Here is a 17,353-nt window from a genome sequence, read left to right on the forward strand (position 1 = left end):
TTAAACTTCCTCAATCTTTAACATATAAAAGACCTTGTCAATCATGCCTCGATTAGCAGGTGTATCAATAACTTCTACTGTCTGATACATACGTCGCAATCCCAAACCTTCTATGCATTTGCGATGATTAAGTTTTCGCCCATATTTACTTCCCACTAGGGTCACGCGAATCTTTTTCAATTGTGCCATAACTTACTCCAAAATTTCTTCAATAGTTTTTCCACGTTTCTCAGCCACGGACTCGGGCGTTTCCATGCTCTTGAGAGCTTTGAAAGTGGCTCGAACTACATTAATCGGATTGGAAGAACCAATACACTTCGCCAAAACATTTTGAATACCCATAACTTCAAAAACTGCTCGCATTGCGTTCCCAGCAATCACCCCAGTTCCTTCCGAAGCAGGCAATATTAACACTGTTGATGATGCATGGGTGTCCTTTACTGGATGACTTAACGTATTGCCATCTAACGGCACAGAAATCATATTTCGACGAGCGTCTTCCGTAGCCTTCTGAATAGCGGCTGGAACTTCTCGCGCTTTCCCCAAGCCAAATCCTACTTTCCCTTCACCATCGCCCGCAACGACCAATGCGGAAAAACCAAACACGCGTCCACCTTTTACGACTTTCGCCGTACGCCGAACATAAACCAGTTTATCCTGGTTACCATCGGTTGTCGTATCAGTACCCACTTCACGCATAGATGCACCTTTTAAAATTCAATTCCACCCTCACGTGCTGCTTCTGCCAATGCCCGCACGCGCCCGTGGTATTTATAACCACTACGATCGAAAGCCACTTTCGTAACCCCTGCTTTTTTGGCACGTTCCGCAATAAGCTTACCGACCACCGCAGCTGCTGCGATATTGCCCCCATACTTTAATTCACCTTTCACTTCTTTTTCCAAAGTCGATGCAGCAGCTAATATGCTTGCATCGGAAGAAATAAGTTGAGCATAAATATGATTGAGCGAGCGGTGAACACATAAGCGCGCTATATTCAATTCTTTAATTTTCGCCCTTGTTCGACACGCACGTCGAAGTTGTTTTTTTCGTTTATCCATTATTTCTTCTTAGCCTCTTTACGAACCACGTGTTCATCATCATAGCGAATGCCTTTACCTTTATAAGGTTCAGGCGGCCGGATCGCACGAATATTTGCCGCCACTTGGCAAACCCCTTGCCAATCAGCTCCCTTGATAATAATTTCAGTCGTACTGGGAGTTTCCACGGAAATTCCTTCTGGCATTTTAATGTTCACCGGATGAGAAAACCCGACTGTTAAATTCAAAGTCTTCCCTTGGGCCTTCGCCCGATAACCAACCCCTACCACCACCAGTTTCCGTTGAAATCCTTCATGCACACCGCGAACCATGTTTTGGATCACAGCGCGGGTCGTTCCTGCTAACGCATTCGACTCTGGCAGATCATTCGCTGGTAACATTTGGAGTTTACCATTGCCTTCTGTAACTTTGACGGCGTTATGAACTCTTTCGGTAAGTTCACCCAGCTTACCTTTAACCGTCACGAGTTGTCCCTGAATTTTAATATCAACACCATCAGGGATTTTAATCGGATTTTTTGCTACACGACTTACCATAAACCTCTTCTCCTAGCTAACGTAACAAATAACTTCTCCGCCTTCACCACGACGCCGTGCCTCACGATCAGATATCACCCCCTTTGAAGTTGAAATAATGGCAATACCTAAGCCATTGTTTACTTTAGGTAATTTATCCTTACCTTTATATACACGCAAAGCTGGCCCGCTTAAACGTTTTATAGTTGAAATAACAGGTTCCCCTTCGTGATATTTCAAGGTAATTATTAACTCTCGTTTGATCGGATCGTTTTTCTCTCGATAACCGATAATATAACCCTCGTTCTTCAACACCTCCGCAATACTTAATTTTAATTTTGATGAAGGCATAGCGACTTCTTTTTTGGCCACTGCTTGTGCATTGCGAATACGTGTCAACATATCGGATATAGGATCTTGCATCATAATTTTACCAACTCGCTTTTTTCAAACCGGGTACATCACCCCTCACCGCAGCTTCCCGCAAATGAATTCGACACAACCCAAATTTTTTAAATGTGCCACAGGGCCGGCCACATTCTCGACATCGATGTCTCACTCGAACTTCGGACTCATTACGAGGACTTTTTTGCAATTTCAATAAAGCTAACTCTTGATCTTCTGGAGTGCCCTTTTTAATAATTTTTTTTAATTCAAAGCGTTTTTTTCGCGCCTTTTGAGATTGTTGAATACGTCTTTTATTTCGTTCGATGATACTCAATTTCGCCATAAAATTACCCTTAATCTTTTAATGGGAAGCCAAAAGCTTTTAATAAAGCTTGCCCTTCCTCATTGGTTCGCGCTCTAGTAGTGATCGTAATATCCATCCCACGAATAGCATCGATTTTATCGTACTGAATTTCTGGAAAAACAATTTGTTCTCGAATTCCGAGACTAAAGTTACCTCGTCCATCAAATGACTTAGCATTAAAACCTCGAAAATCTCGAATACGAGGTATTGCAATCGAAATTAACCGTTTTAAAAATTCATACATACGTTCTCGGCGCAAGGTTACTTTACAGCCAATAGGCCATCCAGTACGAATTTTAAACCCAGCCTCTGACTTACGTGCATAGGTAATAATCGGTTTTTGTCCCGAAATTCTCATCATATCCTCCATAGCCCGTTCAATCACTTTTTTATCAGCTACAGCCTCACCAATACCCATATTTAAAGTAATCTTTTCAATACCTGGAACGGCCATCACTGATTTAAAACCAAACTCTTTCTGCAAAGTTGGAATAATCGTTTTTTTGTAGAGTTCTTGTAGTTCTACCATATTTTTTGCCTTATACGTCAATGACTTCGCCATTTGAGGTAAATACTCGGACTTTTGAGCCATCCTCCAATACTTTAATTCTCACTCGGTCTGGTTTTTTGGTGGTAGGGTTATAAATAGCAACATTAGAAACATGAATCCCTAATTCCCGTTCTAATATCCCACCCTGCTCATTTTTATTAGGATTAGGCCTTACATGTTTTTTAACTAGATTTACGCCTTCCACCAACACGCGTCCATTAGGAAGAACTTTTACTACCTTACCCTGACGACCTTTATCTTTTCCTGTGATTACAACAACAGTGTCATCTTTTTTAATTTTCTTCATTGCCATCAGCTTCCACCTATAAAACTTCTAAGGCCAATGAAATAATTTTCATAAAATTGTCGGTTCGTAATTCGCGAGTCACTGGCCCAAAAATCCGGGTACCAATCGGTTGTAACTGATTGTTTAACAGTACTACCGCATTACTATCAAATCGAATCACTGAACCATCATCCCGTCGGACACCCTTACGGGTTCGCACTACTACAGCATTCATTACTTCCCCTTTTTTTACTTTCCCCCGGGGAATGGCTTCTTTAATACTCACCTTAATGACATCACCGATATTTGCGTAACGACGTTTAGAGCCACCCAAGACTTTGATACACATCACACGTCTAGCTCCACTATTATCTGCCACATCAACAACTGATTGTGCCTGAATCATGATTGGCTCCTCACACCTTTTCCGCTTTTTCTCTAATTTTTACCAATGTCCATCTTTTTGTTCTTGAAATAGGACGTGTTTCGCGAACGGTTACGATCTCACCTTCCTGACATTTGTTGCCCTGATCATGGGCATGAACTTTCGTGGAACGTTTAATGAACTTCCCATATTTAGGATGTTTTACTTGCCGTTCTACTAATACAACAACAGTATCATTCATTTTATTACTAACCACTATTCCCGTTAGAGTACGAACTGTTTTTTCATTCTTACTCATACTGTACGTTCCTTTTCTCTCAAAAGGGTCTTAATGCGAGCAATATTACGGCGCACCTTTTTATAGAGATGCGGACGGGGAACTTCCCCCATACCTTTTTGCATCCGAAAATTGAATTGCTCTTTCAGCAACTCCAGAAACTCTTTTTTGAGTTCAGCTTCTGTTTTATTACGTAGGTCATTGGTTTTCATTACATCACCGTTCGTTTAACAAATATACATTTCACAGGCAATTTAGCCGCCGCCCGAGCAAAGGCTTCGCGGGCCAGAGCTTCATCAACCCCTTCAATCTCAAAAAGTATCCGCCCAGGCTGAACAAGTGCCACCCAATATTCAACACTCCCCTTACCTTTACCTTGGCGCACTTCCAAGGGCTTTTTCGTAATCGGTTTATCCGGATAAATACGGATAGTAATTTTACCGCCGCGCTTAATATGTCGCGAAAGCGCACGCCGTGCCGCCTCTAATTGACGTGCAGTAATTTGAGCACAAGCCATTGCTTTAAGGCCAAACTCTCCAAAATTAACACGATTACCGCGATGAGCTACCCCTTGATTCCGGCCTTTAAAGTCTTTTCGGTATTTTCTGTTACTCGGTTGCAGCATTTACCTGTTTCCCCTATTCCACTTCTTCTTCAGCTACTTGCTCAACAGCTATTTCTTCAGTTGGTACTTGCGCTTTCGGCGTATGGATTTCACCTTTAAAAATCCATACCTTTACCCCGATCGTTCCATAGGTAGTTTTGGCTGTAGCCGTCGCGTAATCGATATCCGCGCGAAAAGTATGCAGAGGAACACGCCCTTCCCGATACCACTCGGTACGAGCGATCTCAGCTCCGCCTAAGCGCCCACTCACACTTATCTTAATTCCCAAAGCACCCTGACGAAGAGTATTTTGGACAGCACGTTTCATAGCTCTTCGGAATATAACTCGCCGCTCTAATTGTTGAGCAATATTCTCCGCTACTAATTTCGCATCTAATTCAGGCTTTCGAATTTCTTCGATGGAAATGTGCACCGGAACTCTCATTACCTTTGATATTTCTGCCCGTAAAGCGTCAATTTCTGCGCCTTGCTTTCCAATGATTACACCTAGGCGTGCAGAGTAAATTGCAATTTTAGCATTACGAGCTGGACGTTCGATTTGGATTCGACTAATGGACGCGCCTTTTAGACGCTCTTCTAACAATTGACGCACTTGTAAATCATCGTTTAACCGATCAGCAAAATCTTTTTTATCCGCATACCAGTTTGATGTCCAACCTCTAGTAATACCAAGTCGTATGCATATTGGATTAACTTTTTGACCCATTAATCGCTCTCCACTTAAGAATCCGATACTTTAACAGTAATATGGCAAGTGCGCTTTAAAATTCGATTGGCACGGCCACGAGCTCGGGAATGAAATCGTCGCGCCACAACAGGCCCTTCATCAACCATTACCGTCGAAACCTTTAATTCATCCACGTCAGCGCCCTCATTATGCTCTGCATTAGCAATAGCGGAATCTAAGACTTTTTTCATAATAGCCGCCGCTTTTTTATTGCTAAAGCGCAACAAGTCAACCGCTTTTTCAGCCGGCAAGCCGCGAACTTGATCAGCTATAAGCCTTACCTTTTGAGCTGAAATACCTGCATATTTCAATCTTGCGCTAACTTCCATCACTAACCCTCTTTCTTCACTTTGCGATCACCAGAATGAGCCCTAAAGGTACGAGTTATGGCGAACTCCCCTAACTTATGACCCACCATGTTTTCCGAAATATAAATAGGCACATGTTGGCGACCATTATGAACTGCAATAGTTAACCCGACCATTTCAGGAGTTACCATAGAGCGCCGCGACCAGGTCTTAATAGGCCGCTTGCTGCCTTCTTTTTGTGCTTGTTCCACTTTCTTTAAGAGATGGTGGTCCACAAAGGGGCCTTTATTTGTTGATCTTGGCACCGCCTTACCTCTTATTTTATTTCTTGCGCCGATCACGAATGATCATATTAGTCGTACGTTTATTACGACGAGTCTTATAGCCTTTCGTCGGTTTACCTGTTGGAGAAACCGGATGGCGACCGCCTGAAGTCTTGCCCTCGCCCCCTCCATGAGGATGATCTACTGGATTCATGGCCACACCACGAACAGTAGGTCGGCGTCCACGCCAACGTTTGGCACCCGCTTTACCCAGGGAACGTAAATTATGTTCCGAGTTAGATACTTCTCCCACACAAGCACGGCAACTTGCTAAAACCTTTCGCATCTCGCCAGAACGCATCCGAACAATGGCGTAAATTCCCTCTTTGGCTGCTAATTGAGCAGAAGTACCTGCGCTCCGAATAAGTTGCGCCCCTCTTCCCGGTTTTAATTCAAGGTTATGAATAGTAGTCCCTAAGGGGATATTCTGCAATGGCAAACAATTACCCGGTCTAATTGGAGCATCTTTTCCTGAAGCCACTCGGGAATCTTTATGGAGCCCTTTGGGAGCTATAATGTAACGACGCTCCCCATCCTGGAATAAAATTAAGGCAATATGAGCACTGCGATTCGGGTCATATTCCAATCGTTCTACAGTACCTTCCCCTCCCTTATCCCGTTTAAAGTCAATAATGCGATAATGGCGTTTATGTCCACCGCCGCGATGACGCACAGTAATGCGCCCCTGATTGTTACGGCAATTAATACGCTTTTTACTTTCTACCAGCGGTGTATACGGGTTACCTTTATGCAAGTCCGGGTGTACAACCTTGACAACAAAGCGTCGTCCGGGTGACGTGGGTTTTGTTTTTAATAAAGCCATTTTCTTATTCACTCCAACTCTTATTCGCCAGCTACAATATCAATTTCATTGCCTGGTACTAATGTAACGTACGCCTTTTTCCAATTCTTACGCCGGCCGCGCACTTGTCGAAATCGTGTAGCTTTTCCTTTAACATTGCAAATGCGCACTGCCTTTACTGCGACATTAAATTGATTTTCCACAGCGGACTTAATTTGGGATTTCGTTGCACCCGCTGTTACTTCAAATACATGTTGACCGCTAATTAAAGCACTCTTTTCTGATACGTGAGCAGCCATAAGAATTTTTAATAATCTCTCTTGATTCACGACAATCTCTCCTCAAGTTTTTTCAGAGCATCTACCGTAATCAATACATTTTCTGCAGCGACGAGACTGATGGGATTTACCCGCATAGAATCAGAAGTTGTAACATCAATCATATTTCGTGAGGCCAGCTCAATATTGCGATCTTGCCCATCCAGAATGATCAAAGCTTTTTCTATATTTAAGCCTACCAGTAACCCCTTCAATTCCCGAGTTTTAGGCTCTTTCAGTTTCAAATTTTCTATTACAGTAAGGCGCTTTCCCCGAATTAATTCGGACAAAATAGAAACCATTGCCCGATGATACATTTTTCGGTTCACTTTTTGTGAAAAATCACGGGGGGTTGCTGCAAAAGTTACACCACCACAGCGCCACAGAGGACTTCGAATGCTTCCGGCTCGAGCTCGGCCAGTCCCTTTTTGTCGCCATGGCTTAGTTCCACCTCCCCGAACCCCACTTCGTGGCTTTTGCGCTTTGCTCCCAGCTCGCGCATTAGCTAAATAGGCAATAACAACTTGATGAACTAAACCTTCTTTAAATTCCTCTCCGAAGGCAGTATCAGCCACAGCGATTTTTCTTAATTCTTTTTTGTCGAAGGAATGTACCGCAAGCTCCATCACTTATCCCCTTTACTCTTTTTAGTTGATTCCGTAATAATCACCTCGCCACCAGGAGCACCAGGCAATGCACCTTTGATTAAAAGGAGGTGTCGTTCGGCATCAACTCTAACAATTTTTTGATTCTGGACTGTACGGTAGATATTTCCCATATGGCCTGCCATTTTTTTACCTTTCCACACACGCCCTGGTGTTTGACATTGACCTATGGAACCCGGCGCACGATGGGACAAGGAATTTCCATGGGTAGCGTCCTGAGTGCGAAAATTATGGCGCTTTACAGTACCCGAGAATCCTTTTCCGCGAGTTAAACCCCACACATCAACAGCCTGCCCTTCTTTAAAAATATCCACTTTGAGCTCATCACCTATTTTAGCTTTGACCAACTCCTCAGCAGTCACACGAAATTCACGGATAACCTCTCCTGCCTCTACACCACTTTTCGCATAATGTCCTGCTATTGCCTTATTGACACGAGCAGAGGATTTTTTGCCGTAAGCCACTTGGATGGCGCAATACCCATCGATATTCGCCATTTTTATTTGAGTAACCCGATTAGGCATTACTTCAACCACGGTGACAGGAATAGAAACTCCCGTCTCTTTAAAGACGTGAGTCATACCACATTTTCGACCAACTAAACCAATAAGCATTGCCTACTCTCCAATTATCTAACCGCCATAAAAAAGGCTAAGCCTAGTTCTAGGCGGATTCTGATTCAACACTTATTTGAACATCTACTCCGGCAGCCAAATCTAATTTCATTAATGCATCAACTGTTTTATCAGTAGGCTGCACAATATCTACCAATCGCTTATGCGTTCGAATTTCATATTGATCCCGAGCATCTTTATCTACGTGAGGGGAAATCAACACTGTATAACGCTCAATTTTTGTAGGCAACGGAATCGGCCCTTTAATGATTGCACCCGTTCGCCGTGCTGTTTCAACAATCTCTCGTGTAGATCGATCAATCAACCGATGATCAAAAGCTTTCAATCGAATCCGTATACGTTGGTTATTACTAAAGACTGCCATAATTTGCTTCCACAATTATTCAATAATTTTCGTTACGACACCGGCTCCAACGGTACGTCCGCCTTCCCGAACCGCAAATCGTAACCCTTCATCCATCGCCACCGGCGCGATCAACTTCACTGTCACCTTCACATTGTCTCCCGGCATCACCATCTCAACATCTCCCGGCAGACTCAATACCTCCCCCGTCACATCCGTCGTGCGAAAATAAAATTGTGGCCGATACCCTTTAAAAAACGGCGTATGACGGCCTCCCTCTTCCTTCGACAATACATAAATCTCCGCCTCAAACGTCGTATGTGGTGTGATCGTCCCAGACTTCGCCAATACCTGTCCTCGCTCTACTTCTTCTCGCTTCGTCCCTCTCAACAAAATACCAACATTATCTCCCGCTTGTCCCTCATCCAATAACTTGCGGAACATCTCCACACCCGTACACGTCGTCTTCGTCGTCGCCTTGATCCCCACAATCTCAATCTCATCTCCGACCTTCACAATCCCTCGCTCAATTCGTCCCGTCACCACCGTCCCACGACCCGATATCGAAAATACGTCCTCAATCGGCATCAAAAAGGGCTTGTCTTTCTCTCGTTGCGGCTCCTCAAAATACGCGTCCATCGTCTCTACTAACTTCAATACCGCCGGAACCCCTAATTCTCCACTGTCTCCTTCCAACGCCTTCAGCGCCGAACCCACTACAATCGGCGTCTCATCGCCCGGAAAATCATAACTCGCCAATAAATCCCTTACTTCCATCTCCACCAATTCCAACAACTCCTTGTCATCTACCATGTCCGCTTTGTTCAAAAACACTACGATCGCCGGAACCCCTACCTGCTTCGCCAATACAATATGTTCTCGCGTCTGCGGCATCGGACCATCCGCCGCACTCACCACCAATATCGCCCCATCCATCTGGGCCGCTCCCGTGATCATGTTCTTCACATAATCCGCGTGCCCCGGGCAATCTACGTGAGCATAGTGGCGCTTGTCACTTTGATACTCCACATGCGACGTCGCTATCGTGATCCCTCGCGCACGCTCTTCCGGTGCATTGTCAATCTGATCAAAGGCACGCACTTCCCCTCCAAACTTATCCGATAACACCTTCGTCAACGCCGCCGTTAACGTCGTCTTACCATGGTCCACATGGCCTATCGTCCCTACATTTAAATGCGGCTTCTCTCTTACAAATTTTTCCTTAGACATGGGAGAGTACCTCTCTTACTCAACTCTGTTGTTTAATAATTGCTTCAGCGATATTGGTTGGCGCTTCAGCGTATTTTAAAAATTCCATCGTATAAGTCGCACGCCCTTGGCTTAACGAACGAAGATCAGTCGCATAACCAAACATCTCTGCTAAAGGCACTTCAACATCAACGATTTTACCCGCAGGACTTTCATCCATACCTTGAATCATACCTCGACGGCGATTAAGGTCGCCGACGACATCACCCATATATTCTTCTGGGGTAAGAACCTCTACCTTCATAATGGGTTCAAGTAATACAGGATGTGCCTTGGCAGCTCCCTCCTTGAAACACATGGAGCCAGCGATTTTAAACGCCATTTCGCTGGAGTCAACATCATGGTAAGAACCATCAAAAATAGCTACCTTTACGTCTACTACGGGATAACCAGCAATAACCCCGTTTTCCATCTGTTCCCGGACACCCTTTTCCACAGCGGGGATATATTCTTTGGGTACTACCCCACCGACAATTTCGTTTACAAATTCAAAACCAGAACCTGCTTCTTTGGATTCGATCCGAAGCCATACGTGCCCGTATTGTCCGCGACCACCCGTTTGGCGAATGTATTTCCCTTCTTGTTCTATAGTTTTTCGAATAGTTTCCCGATACGCCACGCGAGGCTTCCCAACATTCGCAGCAACATTAAATTCACGCTGCATTCGATCCACAATAATTTCCAAATGTAGCTCACCCATTCCCTCAATAATGGTCTGCCCGGATTCCTCATCGGTATGAACGCGGAACGATGGATCTTCTTGAGCTAATTTTCCTAAGGCTACCCCCATTTTCTCCTGATCTGCTTTCGTTTTAGGCTCAATAGCCACTGAGATCACGGGTTCTGGAAAGTCCATTTTTTCAAGGGTAATAATTCTCTGCTGATCACAAAGCGTATCTCCAGTAGTAACATTTTTTAGGCCCACAGCAGCAGCAATATCGCCCGCGTGCACTTCTTTAATCTCTTCCCGAGAATTGGAATGCATTTGTAAGAGACGCCCAATACGTTCTTTTTTACGCTTAACTGGGTTATAAACTGAGTCGCCGGATTTTAATACGCCGGAATAAACGCGGAAGAAAGTTAGTGTCCCAACAAAGGGATCGGAGGCAATTTTAAAAGCTAACGCCCCAAAAGGTGCCTCATCAGAAGCGGCACGCGATCCTTCGGAACCATCGTCTTCCTGACCCCGAATAGCAGGCACATCCGTAGGCGCAGGTAAGTAATCAATCACAGCATCCAACAAAGCCTGTACCCCTTTATTCTTAAAGGCACTTCCACATAACATCGGCACAATCTCATTAGCCAAAGTACGTCGACGCAAGCCTTCTCGAACTTCCTGCTCCGAAAGATCCCCATTTTTTAAATATTTTTCCATTAATTCTTCTGACGACTCGGCGGCAGTTTCCACCATTTTTTCACACCATTCTTGAGCGTCTAATTTCATGTCTTCGGGAATGTCTGCCAATTCATAGGTACGACCCTTATCTGCCTCATTCCAATAAATGGCTTTCATTCGAATTAAATCGACAACCCCTTGAAAATCTTCTTCTGCGCCAATAGGAAGCTGAATAGGCACTGGATTGGACTTCAATCGCTCTTTTACTTGCTGCACCACTCGCAGAAAATTTGCCCCCGCGCGGTCCATCTTGTTTACAAAACCTAAACGCGGAACACCATAGCGATTAGCCTGCCTCCAAACGGTTTCACTTTGGGGTTCTACCCCGCCCACAGAACAGAAAACAGCAACCGCTCCGTCCAGCACTCGCAAGGAACGCTCAACTTCAATGGTGAAATCTACGTGCCCAGGTGTATCAATAATATTAACTCGATGTTTTGGGTATTGCTGATCCATCCCCATCCAAAAACAAGTGGTGGCTGCAGAAGTAATGGTAATACCCCGCTCTTGCTCCTGCTCCATCCAATCCATGATAGCACTACCTTCATGAACCTCACCCATTTTGTGAGAAACGCCTGTATAGTAAAGGATGCGCTCAGTCGTCGTAGTTTTTCCTGCATCTATGTGCGCCATAATCCCTAAATTGCGGATATGTTCTAATGGAATTTCTCTAGACGTTGCCATTGTTTTCTCTTACCACCGATAATGTGCAAATGCTTGGTTTGCTTTGGCCATGCGATGAACGTCTTCTTTTTTCTTCACCGCTCCACCACGATTCTCTACCGCATCCAAGATTTCATTTGCCAAGCGTAAAATCATTGTCTTTTCATTGCGCTTATTCGCATATTCACTCAACCAACGCATAGCCAAGGCTTGACGTCGAACTGCTCGTATCTCCACAGGCACCTGATAGGTGGAACCACCTACTCGACGTGATTTTACTTCCACACTAGGCATCACATTGCCCAAAGCTTTCTTAAATGTGTCTAAAGCCACAGCACGAGTTTTTTCATTAACACGGATATCATCCTCCTCCCCCCCCCCTTTTTTTTTCGGTCCTCCTCCGACCTTATCGCCCCCTTCTCCACCTTCTTCCTCAGCGCGCCCCTTACCACGCACACGCTTTGCTACGACATCCAGAGCTCCGTAGACGATACTTTCTGCTACCGATTTTTTACCATTGCGTATAACAGTATTTATGAACTTAGCTAAAAGCTCACTGCGAAAGAGCGGATCTGGGAAAATTTCCCGTTTGGGTGCTCCTTTTCTTCGTGCCATCTAAAGTTCTCCACACTTATTCTTTTGGTTTTTTTTCACCATATTTAGAACGACCTCGACGTCGCCCTGAAACACCCGCTGTATCCAAGCTTCCACGCACAATGTGATAGCGCACACCGGGCAAGTCTTTTACACGGCCACCTCGGATTAATACTACGGAGTGCTCTTGTAAATTGTGGCCTTCGCCTCCGATATAAGCGGTGACCTCAGTACCATTAGTAATTCGTACCCGAGCTACTTTCCGTAAAGCTGAATTAGGCTTTTTAGGAGTAGTGGTGTATACCCGAGTACACACGCCCCGTTTTTGGGGGCAGCCTTCTAATGCCGGAACGTCGCTTTTCTTTACCTTCACGCGACGGGGCTTTCTCACTAATTGATTGATTCTAGCCATTAAAACTCTCTCCAAGCAAAAAAAATCTCTTGCACTACTAATGCGTAACGCAGAGCGAGGATTATAAATAAAGGTAATGATTTCTGTCAAGCTAAATTAGCTCTCTCGAATGATTTCCGTTCTTACTCGAAAAATGTTACATCGACTTTCTTTCCTAAGCCGCCATCATCGTCCCATGGTGATGAGACGAAGCAATTAAAGAACTTATTCTATTTTTATTCTATTTTCACTTCTTCGGATTTAAATGCTGCACTCAAAGCTTTTTCAGCTTCAGTGGCAGTCACACCTTTTTCTTCCTTACTCCCTTCCATTACTTTTTCTTCTTTCTGCCGACGTTTTTGATGGTAGCTAAATCCAGTCCCGGCAGGAATTAGACGCCCAACAATTACGTTCTCTTTGAGGCCTCGAAGATCGTCGCGTTTTCCACCTACTGAAGCAGCCGTCAACACGCGGGTCGTTTCTTGGAAGGATGCTGCCGAGATGAAAGACTCGGTAGCTAAAGAAGCTTTTGTGATTCCCAGTAAAATAGGTTCTACTTTCGCCGTCCGCCCATCCTTTTGAATAATTTTTTCATTTTCCTCTCGTACACGAGGTCGTTCAACCTGCTCATCTTGGAGAAATTCTGTTTCACCCGGCTCGACAATTTTAACCTTACGTAACATCTGACGGATGATCACTTCGATGTGTTTATCGTTAATTTTTACCCCTTGTAATCGATAAACTTCCTGTACTTCATTAACGATATAGTTCGCCAGCGCATTCACTCCCAACAAGCGCAAAATATCGTGTGGATCTGGAGGGCCATCTGCAATCACTTCACCCTTTTCTACCGTCTCCCCTTCAAAGACACTTACGTGACGCCATTTAGGAATCAGTTCCTCATGGGTAGTACCATCTGGAGTGCTAATAATTAAACGCCCTTTGTCTTTGGTATCCTTACCAAAACTAACTACACCAGAGATTTCGGCCAAAATAGCAGCATCTTTGGGTCGACGAGCTTCAAAGAGATCAGCTACTCGTGGCAATCCCCCAGTAATATCTCGGGTTTTGGAAGTTTCTTGAGGAATACGCGCAAGGACATCCCCAATTTGGACTGTAGAACCATCTTCTTTCGTAAGAATAGTCCCTTCCGGCAAGAAATAATGCGCCGGAACTTTACCCCCCGGTAAAAAGAGATCGTTATCATTTTCATCCACCAGCTTAACCATGGGACGAAGCTCTTTACCTCCGGTAGTGCGTTGCTTGGTGGAAGCCACTACGATACTGCTAAGACCTGTCAATTCATCCGTTTGCCGATTCATTGTGACACCATCCACTAAATCAACGAAGCGCAAGGTACCTGCTACTTCCGTGATAATAGGATGCGTATGAGGATCCCATTGAGCCACGACTTGGCCAGCTTTTACCAAATCATCATCACGTACACTAATCGTCGCACCATAAGGAACTTTGTAATGCTCACGCTCTCCACCTTGAGTATCTTGGACGACTAATTCTCCCGAACGTGAAACTGCCACTAAATTGCTATTGGCTTGTTCCACCGTCTTTAAATTGCGCAGCTTAATTTTCCCAGCAGACTTTACTTCGATGCTGTTAGCAGCCGTTGCTCGGGAAGCAGCCCCCCCGATGTGGAACGTCCGCATGGTTAATTGAGTTCCTGGCTCACCGATTGATTGAGCGGCCACCACACCGATAGCTTCCCCTACATTTACCATGTGTCCACGAGCAAGATCGCGTCCATAGCACATCGAACAAATGCCATAGGCTGTTTCACACGTAATTGCAGAACGTACCATAACCCGATCCACGTTGTGTTCTTCTAAGATATCGACCAGTTTTTCATCCAGAAGGGTACCTTCAGCCATTAACTCTTTTTTCGATTTAGGATCGTTAACGGATTTCGCTAAAACTCGTCCCAGAACACGTTCTCGGAGAGGCTCAACAACATCGCCTCCTTCGATGTGAGGCATCATCTCAATGCCTTGATCAGTCCCACAATCGTATTCTGTAATAACCAAATCTTGTGCGACGTCAACGAGTCGTCGAGTCAAATATCCCGAGTTTGCCGTCTTCAAGGCCGTATCGGCTAAGCCCTTACGGGCACCGTGGGTGGAAATGAAGTACTGCAAAACATTTAACCCTTCACGGAAATTAGCTGTGATAGGGGTTTCGATAATGGTACCGTCAGGTCTTGCCATTAATCCCCGCATCCCCGCCAACTGACGGATTTGTGCTGCAGAACCTCGCGCACCGGAATCGGACATCATGTAGATAGAATTAAACGAGCTTTGTGTTACTTCTTTGCCTTGAGCATCTTTTACTTTTTCCATAGCAATTTTTTCCATCATGGCTTTAGCGACTTGATCATTAGTTCGCGACCAGATATCAATCACTTTGTTGCGATGCTCCCCATAAGTCACCAAGCCAGAAGCATATTGCTTTTGAATTTCTTGGACTTCTTCTTCGGCCCTAGAAATGATGGCTTCTTTTTCATGCGGAACTACAAGATCATTCACGCCGATCGAAATACCAGAATAAGTTGCATAGCGGAAGCCCATGTACATTAAATTATCTGCAAAAATGACAGTAGTTTTGAGACCTAAATTCCGATAGCAAATATCCAATAATTTGGTCACCGCCTTCTTAGTCATTGGCTGATCAATTAACGTAAAAGGTAATCCCTTTGGAACAATCTGCCATAATAAAATCCTCCCTACGGCAGTATTAACCAAGCGCTCACTCTCTTCCATATTGCCCGCTTCATCCAAAACACTTTCTTTAATTCGAACATCGACGCGCGCATGTAAATCCACTTGTCTATTCTCATAAGCACGGACCACCTCGTCCACGTCAGCAAACTTCATACCTTCGCCTTTCGCATTAACACGATCCCGAGTGATGTAGTAAAGACCCAACACCACGTCATGGGTGGGAACAATAATCGGTTCACCGTTTGCAGGATGTAAGACATTGTTGGTGGACATCATTAATGAACGCGCTTCTAATTGCGATTCTAAGGTGAGCGGGACGTGTACAGCCATTTGGTCCCCGTCGAAGTCTGCGTTATAAGCCGTACAAACGAGGGGATGAAATTGAATTGCCTTCCCTTCTACCAATACCGGCTCAAACGCTTGTATACCTAAGCGATGCAAGGTTGGCGCTCGGTTCAATAAGATAGGATGTTCCCGGATAACCTCTTCAAGAATGTCCCAGACTTCGGGAACTTCACTTTCCACCATTTTTTTAGCCGCTTTAATAGTGGTGGCTAAACCTCGTCGCTGTAATTTACTAAAGATAAAGGGTTTGAATAATTCCAATGCCATTTTCTTTGGCAAGCCGGCTTGATGGAGTTTCAATGTCGGACCTACCACAATAACTGAACGACCTGAATAATCCACACGTTTACCAAGAAGATTTTGACGAAAACGCCCCGATTTACCCTTAATCATGTCCGCTAAAGATTTCAAAGGACGACGGTTGGACCCTAAAATAGCCCGTCCACGGCGACCATTGTCCAGAAAAGCGTCTACGGCTTCTTGAAGCATTCGTTTTTCATTGCGCACAATGATATCAGGCGCATTGAGATCCAATAGACGTTTTAATCGGTTATTTCGATTAATCACTCGACGATAAAGGTCGTTCAAATCAGAAGTAGCAAAACGCCCACCATCCAACGGAACCAAGGGCCGTAAATCCGGAGGTAAAACAGGTAATACAGTTAATATCATCCACTCCGGCTTATTTCCCGACTCCAAAAACGCACTTAAGACTTTAAGACGTTTAGTGAGTTTTTTCATTTTCGTTTCGGAAGTAGTGGTCAGCATTTCGGCACGTAACGCTTCAACTTCTGCAGCAACATCGATATCACGCAACAATCGTTGAATAGCTTCTGCACCCATAAGTGCGGTAAATTCGTCGCCATATTCTTCTAAGGCATCGAGATAAGCTTCTTCCGAAAGTAATCGCCTCTGCTCCAATTCCGTCATCCCCGGATCTACGACTACGTATGCTTCAAAATAAAGAATACGTTCAATATCGCGCAGAGTCATATCGAGGAGTAAACCAATACGGGAAGGTAACGACTTGAGGTACCAAATATGAGCCACAGGCGAAGCAAGTTCGATGTGACCCATTCGATCCCGTCGTACTTTAGCCAGGGTAACTTCCACCCCACATTTTTCACAAATCACACCGCGATGCTTGAGGCGTTTATACTTTCCGCATAAGCATTCATAGTCTTTAATAGGACCGAAAATTTTGGCACAAAACAAACCATCGCGTTCAGGTTTGAAAGTTCGATAATTAATTGTTTCTGGTTTTTTTACTTCGCCGTACGACCACGAGCGAACCTCTTCTGGAGATGCCAGCTTGATGCGCAGTGCATCGAATTCAGCTGCGTGGTTTTCACTTTTTAGCTGTTTTAATAGGTCTCTCAAGACAGTTCTCCCG

At 44.6% G+C, this 17,353-nt stretch carries 25 protein-coding genes; all 25 read right to left on the reverse strand.

Features of this window, described 5'->3' with window-relative positions; all coding sequences use genetic code 11:
* Entirely contained in the window at positions 1–189 is a 189-nt protein-coding gene (gene rpmD / locus CleRt_RS06815) for a 50S ribosomal protein L30 (RefSeq protein WP_048875560.1), read from the reverse strand.
* A gap of 3 nt (positions 190–192) precedes the next feature.
* Entirely contained in the window at positions 193–699 is a 507-nt protein-coding gene (gene rpsE, locus CleRt_RS06820; RefSeq protein WP_048875561.1) for a 30S ribosomal protein S5, read from the reverse strand.
* Between the two features lie 11 nt (positions 700–710).
* A complete protein-coding gene (rplR, locus tag CleRt_RS06825) occupies positions 711–1,061 on the reverse strand; it encodes a 50S ribosomal protein L18 (protein WP_048875562.1) in 351 nt (116 codons plus the stop codon).
* Entirely contained in the window at positions 1,061–1,597 is a 537-nt protein-coding gene (rplF, locus tag CleRt_RS06830) for a 50S ribosomal protein L6 (RefSeq protein ID WP_048875563.1), read from the reverse strand. The genes rplR and rplF overlap by 1 nt, the downstream gene beginning before the upstream one ends.
* Before the next feature lie 12 nt (positions 1,598–1,609).
* Complete coding sequence (gene rpsH / locus CleRt_RS06835; RefSeq protein ID WP_157870972.1) at positions 1,610–1,999, reverse strand: 30S ribosomal protein S8; 390 nt, start codon at positions 1,997–1,999, stop codon at positions 1,610–1,612.
* A 7-nt stretch (positions 2,000–2,006) separates the two neighbouring features.
* Complete coding sequence (rpsN, locus tag CleRt_RS06840; RefSeq protein ID WP_048875565.1) at positions 2,007–2,306, reverse strand: 30S ribosomal protein S14; 300 nt, start codon at positions 2,304–2,306, stop codon at positions 2,007–2,009.
* Between the two features lie 10 nt (positions 2,307–2,316).
* Positions 2,317–2,856 (reverse strand): 50S ribosomal protein L5, encoded by a 540-nt coding sequence (gene rplE, locus CleRt_RS06845; protein WP_048875566.1) that lies wholly within the window; start codon positions 2,854–2,856, stop codon positions 2,317–2,319.
* Positions 2,857–2,866: 10 nt separating this feature from the next.
* Positions 2,867–3,190 carry a 50S ribosomal protein L24 gene (gene rplX, locus CleRt_RS06850; protein WP_082160468.1) on the reverse strand — a complete coding sequence of 108 codons (324 nt, stop codon included), beginning with the start codon at positions 3,188–3,190 and terminating at the stop codon, positions 2,867–2,869.
* A 10-nt stretch (positions 3,191–3,200) separates the two neighbouring features.
* Complete coding sequence (gene rplN / locus CleRt_RS06855; protein ID WP_048875567.1) at positions 3,201–3,569, reverse strand: 50S ribosomal protein L14; 369 nt, start codon at positions 3,567–3,569, stop codon at positions 3,201–3,203.
* A gap of 10 nt (positions 3,570–3,579) precedes the next feature.
* On the reverse strand, positions 3,580–3,846 hold the full coding sequence (gene rpsQ / locus CleRt_RS06860; protein WP_048875568.1) for a 30S ribosomal protein S17: 267 nt from the start codon (positions 3,844–3,846) through the stop codon (positions 3,580–3,582).
* A complete protein-coding gene (rpmC, locus tag CleRt_RS06865; RefSeq protein ID WP_048875569.1) occupies positions 3,843–4,037 on the reverse strand; it encodes a 50S ribosomal protein L29 in 195 nt (64 codons plus the stop codon). Before rpmC ends, rpsQ begins: the two co-directional genes overlap by 4 nt.
* The gene (gene rplP / locus CleRt_RS06870; protein ID WP_048875570.1) at positions 4,037–4,450 is read right to left on the reverse strand and encodes a 50S ribosomal protein L16; all 414 of its coding nucleotides are present in this window, start codon (positions 4,448–4,450) and stop codon (positions 4,037–4,039) included. The genes rpmC and rplP overlap by 1 nt, the downstream gene beginning before the upstream one ends.
* Positions 4,451–4,463: 13 nt before the next feature.
* Positions 4,464–5,156 carry a 30S ribosomal protein S3 gene (gene rpsC, locus CleRt_RS06875; protein WP_048875571.1) on the reverse strand — a complete coding sequence of 231 codons (693 nt, stop codon included), beginning with the start codon at positions 5,154–5,156 and terminating at the stop codon, positions 4,464–4,466.
* Positions 5,157–5,170: 14 nt separating this feature from the next.
* On the reverse strand, positions 5,171–5,506 hold the full coding sequence (gene rplV, locus CleRt_RS06880; RefSeq protein WP_048875572.1) for a 50S ribosomal protein L22: 336 nt from the start codon (positions 5,504–5,506) through the stop codon (positions 5,171–5,173).
* Positions 5,507–5,508: 2 nt separating this feature from the next.
* Positions 5,509–5,790: a 30S ribosomal protein S19 gene (gene rpsS, locus CleRt_RS06885; RefSeq protein ID WP_048875573.1), complete on the reverse strand. Its 282-nt coding sequence runs from the start codon at positions 5,788–5,790 to the stop codon at positions 5,509–5,511.
* A 16-nt stretch (positions 5,791–5,806) separates the two neighbouring features.
* Positions 5,807–6,631: a 50S ribosomal protein L2 gene (rplB, locus tag CleRt_RS06890; RefSeq protein ID WP_048875574.1), complete on the reverse strand. Its 825-nt coding sequence runs from the start codon at positions 6,629–6,631 to the stop codon at positions 5,807–5,809.
* Between the two features lie 20 nt (positions 6,632–6,651).
* Positions 6,652–6,939 (reverse strand): 50S ribosomal protein L23, encoded by a 288-nt coding sequence (rplW, locus tag CleRt_RS06895; protein WP_048875575.1) that lies wholly within the window; start codon positions 6,937–6,939, stop codon positions 6,652–6,654.
* Positions 6,936–7,553: a 50S ribosomal protein L4 gene (rplD, locus tag CleRt_RS06900; RefSeq protein ID WP_048875576.1), complete on the reverse strand. Its 618-nt coding sequence runs from the start codon at positions 7,551–7,553 to the stop codon at positions 6,936–6,938. Before rplD ends, rplW begins: the two co-directional genes overlap by 4 nt.
* Entirely contained in the window at positions 7,553–8,206 is a 654-nt protein-coding gene (gene rplC, locus CleRt_RS06905) for a 50S ribosomal protein L3 (protein ID WP_048875577.1), read from the reverse strand. The genes rplD and rplC overlap by 1 nt, the downstream gene beginning before the upstream one ends.
* A gap of 49 nt (positions 8,207–8,255) precedes the next feature.
* A complete protein-coding gene (gene rpsJ, locus CleRt_RS06910; RefSeq protein WP_048875578.1) occupies positions 8,256–8,591 on the reverse strand; it encodes a 30S ribosomal protein S10 in 336 nt (111 codons plus the stop codon).
* Between the two features lie 15 nt (positions 8,592–8,606).
* Positions 8,607–9,800, reverse strand: coding sequence for an elongation factor Tu (tuf, locus tag CleRt_RS06915; protein WP_048875579.1), 1,194 nt, complete (start codon positions 9,798–9,800; stop codon positions 8,607–8,609).
* 19 nt (positions 9,801–9,819) lie between these two features.
* Complete coding sequence (gene fusA, locus CleRt_RS06920) at positions 9,820–11,919, reverse strand: elongation factor G (RefSeq protein ID WP_048875580.1); 2,100 nt, start codon at positions 11,917–11,919, stop codon at positions 9,820–9,822.
* Positions 11,920–11,928: 9 nt separating this feature from the next.
* Positions 11,929–12,513, reverse strand: coding sequence for a 30S ribosomal protein S7 (rpsG, locus tag CleRt_RS06925; RefSeq protein WP_048875581.1), 585 nt, complete (start codon positions 12,511–12,513; stop codon positions 11,929–11,931).
* 16 nt (positions 12,514–12,529) lie between these two features.
* On the reverse strand, positions 12,530–12,904 hold the full coding sequence (gene rpsL / locus CleRt_RS06930; RefSeq protein WP_048875822.1) for a 30S ribosomal protein S12: 375 nt from the start codon (positions 12,902–12,904) through the stop codon (positions 12,530–12,532).
* Positions 12,905–13,119: 215 nt separating this feature from the next.
* On the reverse strand, positions 13,120–17,340 hold the full coding sequence (rpoC, locus tag CleRt_RS06935; protein WP_048875582.1) for a DNA-directed RNA polymerase subunit beta': 4,221 nt from the start codon (positions 17,338–17,340) through the stop codon (positions 13,120–13,122).
* Positions 17,341–17,353 lie beyond the last annotated feature (13 nt).

The sequence above is a fragment of the Candidatus Coxiella mudrowiae genome (genome assembly GCA_001077715.1).
In the GTDB taxonomy this organism is placed as follows: domain Bacteria; phylum Pseudomonadota; class Gammaproteobacteria; order Coxiellales; family Coxiellaceae; genus Coxiella; species Coxiella mudrowiae.

Bases quoted from the DNA above. Each gene is read 5' to 3' on its own strand.
- rpmD (WP_048875560.1), bottom strand. From the start codon at position 189: ATGGCACAATTGAAAAAGATTCGCGTGACCCTAGTGGGAAGTAAATAT.
- rpsE (WP_048875561.1), bottom strand. From the start codon at position 699: ATGCGTGAAGTGGGTACTGATACGACAACCGATGGTAACCAGGATAAA.
- rplR (WP_048875562.1), bottom strand. From the start codon at position 1,061: ATGGATAAACGAAAAAAACAACTTCGACGTGCGTGTCGAACAAGGGCG.
- rplF (WP_048875563.1), bottom strand. From the start codon at position 1,597: ATGGTAAGTCGTGTAGCAAAAAATCCGATTAAAATCCCTGATGGTGTT.
- rpsH (WP_157870972.1), bottom strand. From the start codon at position 1,999: ATGCAAGATCCTATATCCGATATGTTGACACGTATTCGCAATGCACAA.
- rpsN (WP_048875565.1), bottom strand. From the start codon at position 2,306: ATGGCGAAATTGAGTATCATCGAACGAAATAAAAGACGTATTCAACAA.
- rplE (WP_048875566.1), bottom strand. From the start codon at position 2,856: ATGGTAGAACTACAAGAACTCTACAAAAAAACGATTATTCCAACTTTG.
- rplX (WP_082160468.1), bottom strand. From the start codon at position 3,190: ATGGCAATGAAGAAAATTAAAAAAGATGACACTGTTGTTGTAATCACA.
- rplN (WP_048875567.1), bottom strand. From the start codon at position 3,569: ATGATTCAGGCACAATCAGTTGTTGATGTGGCAGATAATAGTGGAGCT.
- rpsQ (WP_048875568.1), bottom strand. From the start codon at position 3,846: ATGAGTAAGAATGAAAAAACAGTTCGTACTCTAACGGGAATAGTGGTT.
- rpmC (WP_048875569.1), bottom strand. From the start codon at position 4,037: ATGAAAACCAATGACCTACGTAATAAAACAGAAGCTGAACTCAAAAAA.
- rplP (WP_048875570.1), bottom strand. From the start codon at position 4,450: ATGCTGCAACCGAGTAACAGAAAATACCGAAAAGACTTTAAAGGCCGG.
- rpsC (WP_048875571.1), bottom strand. From the start codon at position 5,156: ATGGGTCAAAAAGTTAATCCAATATGCATACGACTTGGTATTACTAGA.
- rplV (WP_048875572.1), bottom strand. From the start codon at position 5,506: ATGGAAGTTAGCGCAAGATTGAAATATGCAGGTATTTCAGCTCAAAAG.
- rplB (WP_048875574.1), bottom strand. From the start codon at position 6,631: ATGGCTTTATTAAAAACAAAACCCACGTCACCCGGACGACGCTTTGTT.
- rplD (WP_048875576.1), bottom strand. From the start codon at position 7,553: ATGGAGCTTGCGGTACATTCCTTCGACAAAAAAGAATTAAGAAAAATC.
- rplC (WP_048875577.1), bottom strand. From the start codon at position 8,206: ATGCTTATTGGTTTAGTTGGTCGAAAATGTGGTATGACTCACGTCTTT.
- rpsJ (WP_048875578.1), bottom strand. From the start codon at position 8,591: ATGGCAGTCTTTAGTAATAACCAACGTATACGGATTCGATTGAAAGCT.
- tuf (WP_048875579.1), bottom strand. From the start codon at position 9,800: ATGTCTAAGGAAAAATTTGTAAGAGAGAAGCCGCATTTAAATGTAGGG.
- fusA (WP_048875580.1), bottom strand. From the start codon at position 11,919: ATGGCAACGTCTAGAGAAATTCCATTAGAACATATCCGCAATTTAGGG.
- rpsG (WP_048875581.1), bottom strand. From the start codon at position 12,513: ATGGCACGAAGAAAAGGAGCACCCAAACGGGAAATTTTCCCAGATCCG.
- rpsL (WP_048875822.1), bottom strand. From the start codon at position 12,904: ATGGCTAGAATCAATCAATTAGTGAGAAAGCCCCGTCGCGTGAAGGTA.